This is a genomic window from Azospirillum lipoferum 4B (assembly GCF_000283655.1).
Lineage (GTDB): Bacteria > Pseudomonadota > Alphaproteobacteria > Azospirillales > Azospirillaceae > Azospirillum > Azospirillum lipoferum_C.
In genome coordinates, this window is record NC_016622.1 from 2,007,686 (window position 1) to 2,021,802 (window position 14,117).

The 14,117-nt window shown below is 68.8% G+C and carries 12 protein-coding genes and 1 other RNA gene; all 13 read left to right on the top strand.

The features are described from left to right. Nucleotides 1-33 precede the first annotated feature (33 nt). The 13 genes from AZOLI_RS09185 (at nucleotide 34) to AZOLI_RS09240 (ending at nucleotide 14,110) form a co-directional block, all read left to right on the top strand. A complete protein-coding gene (locus tag AZOLI_RS09185) occupies nucleotides 34-630 on the top strand; it encodes a Uma2 family endonuclease (protein WP_014248338.1) in 597 nt (198 codons plus the stop codon). A 70-nt stretch (nucleotides 631-700) separates the two neighbouring features. Continuing rightward, nucleotides 701-1,102: RNase P RNA component class A (rnpB, locus tag AZOLI_RS30675), an RNA gene on the top strand. Between the two features lie 807 nt (nucleotides 1,103-1,909). Beyond that, nucleotides 1,910-2,356: a division/cell wall cluster transcriptional repressor MraZ gene (locus AZOLI_RS09190; protein WP_014248340.1), complete on the top strand. Its 447-nt coding sequence runs from the start codon at nucleotides 1,910-1,912 to the stop codon at nucleotides 2,354-2,356. Then, nucleotides 2,356-3,333 carry a 16S rRNA (cytosine(1402)-N(4))-methyltransferase RsmH gene (gene rsmH, locus AZOLI_RS09195; RefSeq protein ID WP_014248341.1) on the top strand — a complete coding sequence of 326 codons (978 nt, stop codon included), beginning with the start codon at nucleotides 2,356-2,358 and terminating at the stop codon, nucleotides 3,331-3,333. The genes AZOLI_RS09190 and rsmH overlap by 1 nt, the downstream gene beginning before the upstream one ends. Further along, nucleotides 3,330-4,148: a cell division protein FtsL gene (ftsL, locus tag AZOLI_RS09200; RefSeq protein WP_014248342.1), complete on the top strand. Its 819-nt coding sequence runs from the start codon at nucleotides 3,330-3,332 to the stop codon at nucleotides 4,146-4,148. Before rsmH ends, ftsL begins: the two co-directional genes overlap by 4 nt. Further along, nucleotides 4,145-6,040, top strand: coding sequence for a peptidoglycan D,D-transpeptidase FtsI family protein (locus AZOLI_RS09205; RefSeq protein WP_014248343.1), 1,896 nt, complete (start codon nucleotides 4,145-4,147; stop codon nucleotides 6,038-6,040). Before ftsL ends, AZOLI_RS09205 begins: the two co-directional genes overlap by 4 nt. Next, complete coding sequence (locus AZOLI_RS09210; protein WP_014248344.1) at nucleotides 6,006-7,481, top strand: UDP-N-acetylmuramoyl-L-alanyl-D-glutamate--2,6-diaminopimelate ligase; 1,476 nt, start codon at nucleotides 6,006-6,008, stop codon at nucleotides 7,479-7,481. The genes AZOLI_RS09205 and AZOLI_RS09210 overlap by 35 nt, the downstream gene beginning before the upstream one ends. Further along, nucleotides 7,478-8,986, top strand: coding sequence for a UDP-N-acetylmuramoylalanyl-D-glutamyl-2,6-diaminopimelate--D-alanyl-D-alanine ligase (locus AZOLI_RS09215; RefSeq protein WP_014248345.1), 1,509 nt, complete (start codon nucleotides 7,478-7,480; stop codon nucleotides 8,984-8,986). The genes AZOLI_RS09210 and AZOLI_RS09215 overlap by 4 nt, the downstream gene beginning before the upstream one ends. A 9-nt stretch (nucleotides 8,987-8,995) precedes the next feature. Continuing rightward, on the top strand, nucleotides 8,996-10,081 hold the full coding sequence (gene mraY / locus AZOLI_RS09220) for a phospho-N-acetylmuramoyl-pentapeptide-transferase (RefSeq protein WP_014248346.1): 1,086 nt from the start codon (nucleotides 8,996-8,998) through the stop codon (nucleotides 10,079-10,081). Between the two features lie 15 nt (nucleotides 10,082-10,096). Then, nucleotides 10,097-11,506, top strand: a complete 1,410-nt coding sequence (gene murD / locus AZOLI_RS09225) for a UDP-N-acetylmuramoyl-L-alanine--D-glutamate ligase (RefSeq protein ID WP_014248347.1) — start codon at nucleotides 10,097-10,099, stop codon at nucleotides 11,504-11,506. Then, nucleotides 11,503-12,624, top strand: coding sequence for an FtsW/RodA/SpoVE family cell cycle protein (locus AZOLI_RS09230; protein WP_014248348.1), 1,122 nt, complete (start codon nucleotides 11,503-11,505; stop codon nucleotides 12,622-12,624). Before murD ends, AZOLI_RS09230 begins: the two co-directional genes overlap by 4 nt. Continuing rightward, nucleotides 12,621-13,862, top strand: a complete 1,242-nt coding sequence (gene murG / locus AZOLI_RS09235; RefSeq protein ID WP_014248349.1) for an undecaprenyldiphospho-muramoylpentapeptide beta-N-acetylglucosaminyltransferase — start codon at nucleotides 12,621-12,623, stop codon at nucleotides 13,860-13,862. The genes AZOLI_RS09230 and murG overlap by 4 nt, the downstream gene beginning before the upstream one ends. Then, nucleotides 13,859-14,110 (top strand): hypothetical protein, encoded by a 252-nt coding sequence (locus AZOLI_RS09240; protein ID WP_014248350.1) that lies wholly within the window; start codon nucleotides 13,859-13,861, stop codon nucleotides 14,108-14,110. Before murG ends, AZOLI_RS09240 begins: the two co-directional genes overlap by 4 nt. Nucleotides 14,111-14,117: the final 7 nt, after the last annotated feature.

Below are 14,117 nucleotides of genomic sequence, written 5' to 3' on the forward strand. Positions count from 1 at the left end.
AGGCACTCCGGCCCAGCTGAGCGGGAGAGCGGCATGTCGTCCCTGGCCTACAAGCGGATGAGCCTCGACGAGTTCCTGTCGTGGGACGATGGGACGCAGACCCGCTACGAGTTGATCGACGGCGTGCCGGTGGCGATGGCGCCCAGTTACGGTGCCCACCAGATCGTCGCAGGAAACATCGCCCGCCATGTCGGCAACGCGCTCGACAAACGTCCGCCCTGCCATGTCCGATCCGAAGCCGGCATCCTGAAGCCCAACAGCTTCCGCAACTTCTTTCAGGCCGATCTTGCCGTCACCTGCACGCCGCACCGGCATGGGCAGTACCACACGCCCGACCCGCTGGTGATCGTCGAGATCCTGTCGCGATCCACCGAGGACCACGACCGCAGGGTGAAGCTGCCGGTCTACCGCTCCATCCCGTCGGTGCAGGAAATCCTGCTGGTGCAGAGCGAGTTCCTGTTCGTCGAGGTGCATCGCCGGCTGGACGACAGCCGCTGGCAATGCGACCTGCTGGTGGAGCCTGGGGACGTGCTTCGACTGGACAGCATAGGCGTCGAGGTGCCGGTGTCGGCACTCTACGCCAATGTGGAACTGGGACCGGAGCCGTCGGACGTCGAACAGGCTCCCTGATCTGCCCCTTGCTCCGAATTCGCTATTTGGGATTTGCCCCCACTGCCGCTTCTCTATATGAACGGTCGCGCCAGATGGCCGGATGGCCGCCTTCGGTTTCGACCGGGGGAGGAAAGTCCGGGCTCCACGGAAACACGGTGCCGGCTAACGGCCGGCGGGGGCGACCCTAGGGAAAGTGCCACAGAAAGCAAACCGCCGGCGTTTCGACGCAGGTAAGGGTGAAAGGGTGCGGTAAGAGCGCACCGCGGACCCGGCAACGGGGACGGCACGGTAAACCCCACCGGGAGCAAGACCGAATAGGAGCGGCCCGACCACCGTCCCCGCAACGGGACGGGCGTGGGTCAAGCGCGTTTCCGCGCCGCCGCTCGGGTTGGTCGCGCGAGGCGTCCGGGCAACCGGCGTCCCAGACGAATGGCCATCGCCTGCCCTTCGGGGCGGGATACAGAACCCGGCTTACAGGCCATCTGGCGCTTTTCCCGCACCATCGCCCATTCCATCCCGGTTCGGGCAGCCGGCCGGGCCGCATGGTCCCATGCCGCCCCAATGGCGGCAGTCCTGACCCATGCCGCCCCATGGCGACACTATTTTGCCCCCGCCCCGCCCAATCGGATGGTTCGGCATGGGACGGCATGGGCGCTCTCCGGCGTCATCCACAGGCCGGGCACAGGCCGGGCTCCGCCCCCCTCGCCCACATCCCGCAGTTTGCCGGGCTTTCCCGCGGCCATCCCCAGGATGTGCACGGCCCCATCCACATTTTCCCCAGACTAATCCACAGCCGGTGGATAACTGTGGGGCGATTTCCCATGCTGTCCCATGCCGGACCGGGCTTTCCCACCCAAGGTTCTATGCCGTCGGAAGGGGTCGATTCGACAGTGCAACAAACCATGGATCAATCACATTTTCTTAAAATTTTGGAACGTTTGAAGAACGTGTGTGGATAACTTTATCCACATTGCCCGTTTCCAACATAATACTGCGACGATTCAGAAATTTCGTACACCAACTTGCTCGGATGCCACAGCCAGACTCGAAAGTCTTGACACCCCCGTCTGAATACTCGGGGGGCCGTTGACGCCCATGCCGTCCCATGCTATCCCAAGAATGCCCATTTAAGGGGGGCTCTTACCCATTCTGGTTAACACCGGGGGCGGGAGCTGAATGGGCCAAGCGGGGCTAGCGCGGAGCACCCGACCGCGCACGGGGGATAGCAGGGGGGATCGCCGGGCCTATGGCCGTTTTCCTGTCCACATACGTCAACAAGGTTGACAGGAAAGGGCGTGTGTCCATCCCGGCACAGTTCAGGCAGTCGCTTGCCAAGACGTCGGCTCCCAGCACCGTCTATCTCTGGCCCTCGCTGAACCACCAGGCGCTGGAAGGCGCCGACCAGGACTATCTCGACGTCCTCTCCGAAAGCCTCGAATCCCCCGACCTCGATGCCGACGAGCGCGACATGATCGAGACCTTCATCTTCGGAAAGCTGATCCCCGTCTCCTCCGACGCCGAAGGCCGCATCGTCCTGCCCAAGGAGCTGGCGGAATTCGCCGGCATCACCGAGGAGGCCGCCTTCATCGGCCGCCGCAAGACCTTCCAGATCTGGGAACCCGACGCTTTGAAAGCCCACGAGGCCGCGCTCCGCGAGCAGGTCGTGCGCAAGGACATCTCCCTCAGCCAGATCGTCGCCAAGGCCTCCCGCGGCGCCGCCAGCCGGAGCGGGGAGGGCGCCTGATGACCGGAAACACCCCCATCCATATTCCCGTCCTGCTGGACGAGGTGATCGCGGCCTTGGCCCCGCGCGACGGCGGCCTCTATGTCGACGGCACCTTCGGCGCCGGAGGCTACAGCCGTGCCCTTCTGCGCTCCGCCTCCTGCCGCGTGATCGGCATCGACCGCGATCCCGCCGCGATCGAGCGCGGCCGTGCGCTGGCCCAGGAATTCCCGGGCCGGCTGGAGGTGATCGAGGGCCGCTTCGGCGACATGGACCGGCTGCTGGCCGACCATGGCGTGACCAGCGTGGACGGCGTGGCGCTCGACGTCGGCGTCTCCTCCCCCCAGATCGACGAGCCGGAGCGCGGATTCTCCTTCCGCTTCGACGGCCCGCTCGACATGCGGATGGGACGGGATGGGCCGACCGCCGCCGACGTGGTCAACACCGTCGACGAGGCGGAGCTGGCCGACATCATCTATCATCTGGGCGAGGAGCGGATGGCGCGCCGAGTCGCCCGCGCCATCGTCGCCGCCCGCCGCGAGGCGCCGATCGAGCGCACGGCGCGGCTGGCCGAGATCATCCGCTCCGTGGTGCCGAAGGGGAAGGGCGACGGGATCGACCCGGCGACCCGCAGCTTCCAGGCGCTGCGCATCCATGTGAACGACGAATTGGGCGAATTGCGGCGCGGCCTGTCCGCCGCCGAGTCGCTGCTGGCGCCCGGCGGGCGTCTGGCCGTCGTCTCCTTCCATTCGCTGGAGGACCGCGAGGTCAAGGCGTTCCTGCGCGAACGCTCCTCGCCGCCGTCCTCCCCGTCCCGCCATACGCCCGTGACCGCGGTCGCGGCGCATCACCCATCCTTCCGCCTGCTCTCCCGGAAACCCGTGGACCCGAGCGAGGCCGAAGCCCGCAACAATCCTCGCGCCCGGTCCGCCCGGCTGCGCGCGGCTGAACGTACCGAGGCGCCCGCGTTTCCGGCGCCCGGCAAGGAGGCAGCATGAAGGGCAAGACCTGGCTGTTCTGGGGTGGCCTGATCGCGGCCGCCGGTGGCGTGCTGTTCCAGACCAGCTACGACGTCCAGGATCTGGAGGAGAAGCTCGCCGGGCTGAACCGCAAGATCATCCATGAACAGGAGTCCATCCAGGTCCTGAAGGCCGAGTGGAGCTACCTGAACGATCCGACCAAGCTGGAGCAGATGGCCCAAAGCTATCTGGCGCTGCAGCCGACGGAGCCGCGCCAGTATCTGGCGATGGACCTGATCCCGATGCGCCCGGCCGACGCGGTCAACCCGCCGGCCCCTGCCCTGCCCGGCCAGCCCGGCGCCGCTCCGCTGCCGCCGATGGTCCGCGCGCCCGGCACCGGAACCTCCCAGGTCGCCTCCGCCCGCGTCCCCGCCGTTCCCAACACCGCCGCCGCCGGAATCGTTCCGGTCCGCGCGCCGGCGGCTGCGAAGCCGTTGCCGATGGACAAGGCGCTGGAACGCGCGGCGGTCGTCGTGCCGGCCTCCCTGCCGTCGGGCGGCGGCCTCGCCGATCCGGCTCCCCGCGTCAAGCCCTCCGCCCTGGTGCCGGGGGCGGCCCGCGCGCCGGTGGAGAAGACCCCTGAGAGGGCGGCGACCGACCGCGCCGCCGGCAAGCTCGCTCCGAACGCCCCGACCGCGCCCAACCGGGCGACCGAGGTGGCGACCCGGCCGATGCCGCCCGCCGCGGCTCCGGCTCCGGCGCCCGCACCCAAGGCGGCGGCACAGCAGCCCTACCAGCCCAAGCCGACCGACAGCCTGGGTCTGCTCGTCGCGCGGCTGGGGGCCAATCGATGAGCGGTTACGACCATGGCGGCCCGGCCGGTTACGGCCAGCCCGGCGGCGGAACCGGTGGCGGCGTGCCCGGCAGCCCGGGCAGCACCTATGTCCCGCCGCCGGCGCCCTCGCCCTACCAGCAGCCGCCCCAGCAGCCGTCCGCCAGGCCGCGGACGTCGCTGGCGGTTGCGCTGGAGCAGAGCCGTTACCGCCTGCTGGTGACGGCTGCCGTGGTCACGACGGTCTTCACCGCGATCAGCGTCAAGCTGGCGATGGCGACGCTGTTCGCCGGCGGCGGCGAGCCGCGCCAGCATGTGGCGCTGGAGGTGGACAACACCACCACCAACCGGGCCGACATCGTCGACCGCAACGGCAACCTGCTGGCGACCTCGCTGGTCACCCAGTCGCTCTTCGCCGATCCCAAGCTGGTCTCGCGCCCGGAAGAGGCTGCGCAGAAGCTGGTCAGCGTCCTGCCGGAACTGGACTACAAGGATCTGGTGGGCAAGCTGAGCGGCGACCGCCGCTTCGTCTGGCTGAAGCGCAACCTGACGCCGAAGCAGCAGGCCGCCGTCCACCGGCTGGGCATTCCCGGCGTCGCCTTCGAACGGGAGGAGCGCCGCTTCTACCCGGCCGGCCCGCTGACCTCGCATGTGGTCGGCTTCACCGGCATCGACAACAACGGCCTCGCCGGCATGGAGCAGGGCTTCAACAAGCGCCTGACCGAGGATCCCGGCACGCCGCTGCAGCTGTCCATCGACCTGCGGCTGCAGCACGTCCTGAAGAAGGAGCTGACGGCGACGGTGCAGGAGTTCAGCGCCATCGGCGCCGCCGGCATCGTCTTCGACGTGCGCAGCGGCGAAGTCCTGGCGATGGTTTCGCTGCCCGACTTCGATCCGCAGGACCCGACCGGCCTCAACCCCGACACGCTGTTCAACCGGGCGACGCTCGGCGTGTACGAGATGGGTTCGACCTTCAAGATCTTCAACTCCGCGTTGGCGTTCGACACCGGCAGGATCCGGCCGTCGGACCTGTTCGACGCCAAGAATCCGATCAAGATCGGCCGCTTCACCATCAACGACTACCACAGCCTGCATCGCGCCCTGACAGTGGCGGAAGTGTTCCAGCACTCCTCCAACCTCGGGTCCGTGCGCATGGTCCAGCAGGTGGGCGTCGCGGCGCAGAAGGCCTTCATGACCAAGATGGGCTTCACCAAGCCCACCGGGCTGGAGCTGCCGGAAAGCGGCTGGCCGCTGGTGCCCAATCCGTGGCGCGAGGTCAACAGCTATACCATCTCCTTCGGCCACGGCCTCTCGGTCAGCCCGATGCACACGGTGGCCGCCGCCGCGTCCGTCATCAACGGCGGCCTCTTCCACAAGCCGACGCTGCTGAAGCGCAAATCGGACGCCGACATTCCGACCGAACAGGTGGTGTCGCGCCAGACCTCCGATTTGATGCGGCGCATGTTCCGCTTCGTGGTCACCGAAGGAACCGGCAAGTCGGCCGATGTGAAGGGCTATGTCGTCGGTGGCAAGACCGGCACCGCCGACAAGCAGAAGGGTCGGCATTACCAGAAGAACTCGCGCATGTCGTCGTTCCTGGGGGCCTTCCCGATGAACGATCCGCGCTATGTCGTCTATGTTCTTGTCGACGAGCCCAAGGCGACGGCCAAGACCTATGGCTACGCCACCGGCGGCTGGGTCGCCGCCCCGGCGGTGGGCCGCATCATCAAGCAGGTCGGCCCGCTGCTGAACGTTCCAACGGTGGACGAGAGTTCGCCCGAAATCCTGAACTCCACCTTCCTGAACGCCGCCGGCTCCACCAACTGGCAGCAATCCCTGCCCCCCGTCTCAGCCCCACCCCCGTCGAAGGGAAGCACCGTTGCGTCTTTCCCAACTCAGACCAAACCGCGCTGACGCCACTGTCGGCGCTGCCGATCCCGACATCGCCGGGCTGACCGCCGACAGCCGCGCGGTCAGGCCCGGCTTTGTCTTTGCCGCCCTGCCCGGCGTCAAGGCCGACGGCCGCGCCTTCATCGCCGACGCGCTCGCCAAGGGCGCCGTCGCGGTGCTGGCGCCCGAGGGTACGGAGCTGCCCGCCGGTTCGACCGCCGTCCTGCTGACCGATCCCCAGCCCCGCCTCGCCTTCGCGCGCATGGCCGCCGCCTTCCATGGCGGGCGCCAGCCGGAGACGGTGGTGGCGGTGACGGGCACCAACGGCAAGACCTCCACCGTCCAGTTCGCCGCCCAGATCTGGACCCGCATGGGCCTGCCCGCCGGCAGCCTGGGCACGCTGGGGCTGCTCGGCCCCGGCCTGCAAGGCTATGGCGGGATGACGACGCCGGACCCCGTGTCGCTCCACCGCGACCTCGCCGCCGCCAAGGATGCCGGGATCGACCATCTGGCGATGGAGGCGTCGAGCCACGGGCTGGAGCAGTTCCGGTTGGACGGTGTCGCGATCCGGGCCGCCGGCTTCACCAACCTGACGCTGGACCATCTGGACTATCACGGCACGATGGACGCCTATCGCGATGCGAAGGCGAAGCTCTTCCAGCGTATACTACCCGCAGGATGCACGGCCGTCCTGAACGCGGACAGTGACGACTTCCACTTTTTTGCCGCAATTTGTAACGAACGTGGCCACCGGGTCCTGTCCTATGGTCTGGCCGGAACCGAGCTTCGGGTGACCGGGGTGGAGCCGTTGGCCCATGGCCAGCGCCTCTCCCTGTCCGTGCTCGGCCGCGACGTGACGGTGGACCTGCCGCTGGCCGGTCGCTTCCAGGCCTGGAACGTGCTCTGCGCGCTGGGGCTGGTGATCGGCTCGGGCGGCGACACCGAGCAGGCGCTCGCCACCCTTCCCTCGCTGGAAGGCGTGCCGGGCCGGCTGCAGCATGTCGCGACCCACCCCAACGGGGCGACGGTCTATGTCGATTACGCCCACACGCCCGACGCGCTGGAAACGGTGCTGCGGGCGCTGAAGCCGCATGCTGCGCGCCATCTGGTGACGGTGTTCGGCTGCGGCGGCGACCGCGACCGCAGCAAGCGACCGGTGATGGGGGCGCTGGGGGCCAGGCTGGCCGACCGCGCCATCGTCACCGACGACAACCCGCGCACCGAGGATCCCGCCTTCGTGCGGGGGCAGGTGCTGGCCGGCGCCACCGGGGACCTGGCCGGAAAGCTGGAGGAGATCGGCGACCGGGCCGAGGCGATCCGCACCGCGGTGCGGCAGCTTCAGCCCGGCGACGTGCTGGTCATCGCCGGCAAGGGCCATGAGCAGGGACAAACGATCGGCACCGAGGTGCGTCCGTTCGACGACGCGGACGAGGCCCGGAAAGCCGTAGCGGAGGTTGGAGCATGAGCCAGGACGAGACGGACAAGACGGTCCTCTGGACTGCCCCGGATGCGGCCGCCGCCACCGGCGGGCACCTGAGCGGCCCGGCCGCCTGGAGCGCCACCGGCGTCACCATCGACAGCCGCAAGGTGGCGCCGGGCGACCTGTTCGTCGCCATCCGCGGCCCGAACTTCGACGGGCACGCCTTCGTCGGCGCCGCGCTGGCCGCCGGGGCCGCCGCGGCGCTGGTCGACCATGTCCCGGACGGGCTTCCGGCCGACGCCCCCTTGCTGATCGCCCCCGCGGACACGCTGCAATCGATGGCGGCGCTGGGCGTCGTGGCGCGCGCCCGCTGCGGCGCGCGGGTCGTCGGCGTCACCGGCTCCGTCGGCAAGACCGGCACCAAGGAGACGCTGCGCCACGTCCTGTCGGCGCAAGGGCCGACCTACGCCACCGAAGGCAGCCTGAACAACCATTGGGGCGTGCCGCTGTCGCTCGCCCGCCTGCCGGAAGCCAGCGCCTATGGCGTGTTCGAGCTGGGGATGAACCACGCCGGCGAGATCGGTCCGCTGTCGCGGCAGGTCAAGCCGCATGTCGCCATCGTCACCACGGTGGAAGCGGCGCATCTGGAGTTCTTCTCCGGCGTCGAGGCCATCGCCGACGCCAAGGCCGAGATCTTCGAGGGGCTGGATGCCAACGGCGTCGTCGTGCTGAACCGCGACAATGGCCAGTATGCCCGGCTGGCCGCCGCCGCGCGCCGCCATGGCCTGACCCGCATCTGGAGCTTCGGCGCCCATGAGGAGGCCGACGCCCGCCTGATCGACTGTTCGCTGCACGCCACCTGCAGCGCGGTGACCGCGGTCATCCGCGGCGAGCGGCTGCAATATTGCCTGTCGCAGCCCGGCCGGCACTGGGTGATGAACAGCCTCGCGGTGCTGCTGGCAGTGAAGGCGCTGGGCGCCGACGTCGCCACGGCCGCACGCTCCCTGTCCAGCCTGCAGCCGGTCAAGGGTCGCGGCACCCGCAAGCGGATCAAGCTGCCGCAGGGCGCCTTCACCCTGATCGACGAGAGCTACAACGCCAGCCCGGCCGCCATGGCTGCGACGCTGGAGGTGCTGGGCAAGATCGATCCCGGCGCCGGCGGACGCCGCATCGCGGTGCTGGGCGACATGCGCGAGCTTGGCGACCGTGCTGACACGCTGCACATCGCCCTGGCCGATCCGCTGCTCGCCGCGCAGGTCGATACCGTCTATGCCTGCGGCCCGCACATGAAGGCACTGTTCGACCGGTTGCCGGAAGCCATGCGCGGCGCCTGGACCGAGACCAGCGTCGACCTCGCTCCCATCGTGACCGCGACCGTAAAAGGCGGCGACGTTATCATGGTCAAGGGGTCCTTGGGCAGTCGTACAGGTCTGGTCGTCGATGCGCTCGCGGCACTCGACAGCGGACGCGAAAGCGAGGACAAAGCCGCCTCCCAATCCAACAACCAGCCGCAGGCGGCCGCACACGGCCAGCAAGGCCCGCGAGGCTGACGGATCCAAATGCTCTATAACCTCCTCTTCGGACTGGCCGACGTCTTCACGCCGTTCAACCTGTTCCGCTACCTGACCTTCCGCACCGGCGGCGCCGTGATCACGTCGCTGGTCATCAGCTTCGTGTTCTTTCCGCGCCTGATCGCCTGGCTGAAGCGCAAGCAGGGCGAAGGACAGCCCATCCGCGCCGACGGCCCGGAGAGCCACTTCAAGAAGAAGGGCACGCCCACCATGGGCGGCCTGATGATCCTGATCGCCATGACGGTCAGCACCCTGCTGTGGGGCGACCTGACCAACGCCTATGTCTGGATCGTCCTGCTGGTGACCATCGGCTATGGCCTGATCGGCTTCGGCGACGATTACCTGAAGCTGACCAAGCGCAACACAAAGGGGCTGTCCGGCCGCTTCCGCCTGGGTTGGGAGATCGCCATCGGGCTCGTCGCCTCCGCACTCATCATGTGGGTGTCGGCCCCGCCGCTGTCGGGCGGCGTCGCGGTGCCCTTCGTGAAGGATTTCCTGATCCAGCTGTCCTGGTTCTTCGTCCCCTTCGGCGCCTTCATCATGGTGGGTGCGTCGAACTCGGTGAACCTGACCGACGGGCTGGACGGGCTCGCCATCGTGCCGACGATGATCGCGGCCGGCTGCTTCGGCCTGATCTCCTACCTGTCGGGCAACGCGATCTTCGCCAACTACCTGCAGATCCACCATGTGCCGGGCTCCGGCGAGCTGGCGGTCTTCTGCGGCGCCCTGGTCGGCGCCGGGCTGGGCTTCCTCTGGTACAACGCCCCGCCGGCCATGGTCTTCATGGGCGACACCGGCTCGCTGTCGCTGGGCGGTGCGCTGGGCGCCGTCAGCGTGGTGACCAAGCACGAGATCGTGCTCGCCATCATCGGCGGCCTGTTCGTGCTGGAAACGGTGTCGGTCATCGTGCAGGTCGCGTCCTTCAAGCTGACCGGCAAGCGCGTGTTCCGCATGGCGCCGCTGCACCATCATTTCGAGAAGAAGGGCTGGGCCGAACCGACGGTGGTGATCCGATTCTGGATCATCGCCTCGATCCTGGCGCTGGTCGGCCTGTCCACGCTGAAGCTGCGCTGAGGGGGGGCTAAGGCGATGATCGACCTGTTCTACATGCAGGAGCTGCCGGTCGCGGTGATGGGGCTGGGCAAGTCCGGCCTCGCCACCGCCCGCGCGCTGCGCGACAGCGGGGCCGAGGTGCGGGTGTGGGACGACAACCCCGCCTCCCGCGCCGCGGCAGAGGCCGAGGGCTTCGCCGTGGTCGATCTCGCCACCGCCGACCTGTCGGACCTGACCACCATCGTCTGGTCGCCCGGCATCCCCCACACCTTCCCCAAGCCGCACCCGGTCGCCGAGCGTGCCAAGGCGATGGGGATCGAGCTGATCTGCGACATCGAGCTGCTGGGCCGGGCGGAGCGCGACTGCGCCTTCATCGGCATCACCGGCACCAACGGCAAATCGACCACCACCACGCTGATCGGCCACATCATGGCCGCCGCCGGGCGCAAGGCCGCCGTCGGCGGCAACCTGGGCACGCCGGTGCTGACCTTCGACCCCATCGGGTCCGGCGGCACCTGTGTCCTCGAGATGTCGAGCTATCAGTTGGAGCTGACCCACTCCATCACCTTCGACATCGCCGTCCTGCTGAACATCACGCCCGACCATCTGGCCCGCCATGGCGGGATGGACGGCTACATCGCCGCCAAGAAACTGATCTTCCACCGCCAGACTTGGCCGCGCACCGCGGTGATCGGCGTGGACGACGAGCATTGCCGGACGATCCACGCCGAGCTCGTGGCGGCCGGCGACCAGCGCATCTGGCCGGTCTCCGCCCTGGGGCCGGTCGCGGGCGGGGTCTATGCCGCCGACGGCTGGCTGGTCGACGACACCGACGGCGAGGCCGCCCGCGTGGTGGAGCTGTCCACCCTGCCCACCCTGCTCGGCACCCACAACTGGCAGAACGCCGCCGCCGCCTTCGCCGCCTGCAAGGCCGCCGGCCTGCCGGTGCCGGCCATCGCCGCGGCGATGGCGACCTTCCCCGGCCTCGCCCACCGGCAGCAGCTGGTCGGCGAGGCGGACGGCGTGCGCTTCGTCAACGACAGCAAGGCGACCAACGCCGACGCGACGGAAAAGGCGCTGGCGACCTTCGACCCGATCTACTGGATCCTCGGCGGACAGGCCAAGGACACCGGGCTGAACGGGCTGGAGGGCTATATGGGCCGCGTCCGCCACGCCTTCCTGATCGGCGAGGCGCAGGAACAATTCGCCGCATGGCTTGACGTGCAAGCTGTTGCTTATACACGGTGCGGAACGCTGGATATTGCAACCGCGAAGGCGGCCGGTCTGGCCCTGGCGGAACGGCTGGAGGGTGCTTGCGTGCTGCTGTCCCCAGCCTGTGCGTCATGGGACCAGTTCGCCAATTTCGAGAAGCGTGGCGAGGCCTTCGCAACTTACGTCGCGGGCATACTCGGCGCACGCGACGCGACGAGCGGGGGCGCTGAATGATCACCTTCGACCGTACCGACCAATCGATCTTCGGCCGCTGGTGGTGGACCGTCGACCGCTGGCAGCTGGGCGCCATCGCCCTGCTGATGTTCCTCGGCACGGTCCTGATCACCGCGGCCAGCCCGCCGGTCGCCGAACGCATCGGCATCCAGGACACCTTCTATTTCGTCGAACGCCACCTGATGATGCTGATCCCGGCGACCATCATCATGGTCGGCGTCTCGCTGCTCAGCCCGCGCGGGGTGCGGCGGGTGGCGCTGGGCGTGTTCCTGTTCTCGGTTCTGCTGGTCTTCGCCACCCTGGTGGTGGGCATGGAAATCAAGGGCGCGCGGCGCTGGATCCATATCCCCGGCCTGTCCATCCAACCGTCGGAGTTCGTCAAGCCCGCCTTCGCGGTGGTGGCGGCTTGGCTGTTCTCGCTGTCGCGCACCAACCCCGGCTTTCCCGGCGCGCTGGTGTCGATCGTGCTCTACGGCATCACCGTGGCCGGCCTGATCCTGCAGCCCGACCTGGGCATGACCTTCGTGGTCTCCGCCGTGTGGTTCACCCAGTTCTTCCTGGCCGGGCTGAACCTCGTGCTGGTGATGGGGCTCGGCGGGCTGGGCGTGGTCGGGCTGATCGGCGCCTATTACACGCTGCCGCACGTCACCAGCCGCATCGACCGCTTCCTCGACCCGAATGCCGGCGACAATTATCAGATCAACCGGTCGCTGGAGGCCTTCGCCAACGGCGGGCTGATGGGCACCGGCCCCGGACAGGGCACGGTGAAGTTCTATCTGCCGGACAGCCATGCCGACTTCATCTTCGCCGTCGCCGGGGAGGAGCTGGGGCTGATCTTCTGCCTCGGGCTGGTGGTTTTGTTTGCATTCGTTGTGCTGCGCGGGTTCGCTCGTGTCTTCAACGACAACAATTATTTCGTTTTGCTGGCGACCGCCGGTCTTCTGATCCAGTTCGGGCTTCAGGCGGCGATCAACATGGGATCGGCCTTGCATCTTATGCCGACGAAGGGCATGACCCTGCCGTTCATTTCCTACGGCGGCTCCTCGCTGCTGGCACTCGGGTTCGGCATGGGTATGGTTCTGGCTTTGACACGCAAACGCTTCGGCCCCGCGGAATGAGGAGGCCGACCGACTTGGATCCCACCGCGCACAAGGTGATCGTGCTGGCCGCAGGCGGCACCGGCGGGCATATGTTCCCGGCCGAGGCGCTGGCGCGCGAGCTGCTGGCCCGCGGCCGCGCCGTGACGCTGGTCACCGACAAGCGCGGCCATGCCTTCGGCGACAATCTGCCGGAGGTGCCGGTCCACCGCATCCGCGCCGCCTCCCCCGGCGCCGGGATCGCCGGCAAGCTGAAGGCCGCCCTGCAGATGGGGCTGGGCCTGCTGGAAGCGCGCGCGCTGATGCGGCGGCTCGAACCCGCCGCAGTGGTCGGCTTCGGCGGCTACCCGTCCGTCCCCACCGTCTATGCCGCCATCCAGTCCAGGCTGCCGGCCCTGCTGCACGAACAGAACGCCGTTCTCGGCCGCGCCAACCGGATGCTGATCGCAGGCGCCCGCCGCATCGCCGTCGCCTTCCCAGGCATCGAGAAGCTGGGCGAGGCGCAGCGCGGCAAGATCGTCCGCACCGGCAACCCGGTCCGCCCCGCCGTCGCCGCCCGCCGCCTCTCCCCCTACGAAGCGCCGCAGCCCGGCGGTCCCGTCCGCCTGCTGGTGATGGGCGGCAGCCAGGGCGCCCGCGTCTTCTCCGAAGTGATCCCCGCGGCGCTGGCCCTGTTGCCGGACGACCTGCGCGCCCGCATCCATCTGGCGCAGCAATGCCGCGCCGAAGACCTGGAGGCCGCCCGCGACGCGCTGGAGCCGCTGGGCCTCGCCCGGCTGGAACTGCAGACCTTCTTCCGCGACGTGCCGGAACGGCTGGCCGCCTGCCATCTCGCCATCACCCGCGCCGGTGCCTCCACCATCGCCGAACTGACCTGCGTCGGCCGTCCGGCGATCCTGGTGCCCTACCCGCACGCCACCGACGACCACCAGACCGCCAACGCCCGCCATCTGGCCGACGCCGGTGCCGCATGGCTGGTGCCGCAGCCCGCCTTCACCGCGAGCGCGCTGGCCGAGCGGCTGTCCGCCCTGCTGGCCGATCCGCAGGCGCTCGCAGCTTCGGCGCAGGCCGCCCATGGCTGGGGCACCGCCGACGCCGTCAGCGCCCTGGCCGACGCCGTTCTGGCGATGCTGGATGGCGGCATGCGACAGGCTCACTACGCCGACACCGGTTCCGATCCGACCACGACCGACCACGACCGATCCCACAACGCCCGGCGGGCCGCCGCCGGTGCCAGCGCCAAGGGGGCCGCGGAATGATCAACAAGACCAGGTCTCTGACCCGCCCGACGCCGCGCCCGCTGCAGGACTGGCCTGCGGACATGACGCGGACCGAAGGCGGCTGGTACAACCGTCCGGGCTGTCCGCTGGTGCCGCGCTTCCTCGCCGAAGGCGGCTTTCTGCGGGATCGCCTGTCGATGATCCACGGATCGCAACCCCTTCCCAACGACCTGTCCGACGGGGCGGTCGACGCCACCCTTCGCCTGATGCTTCGCCGCGGAAAGTAAGCCTGAC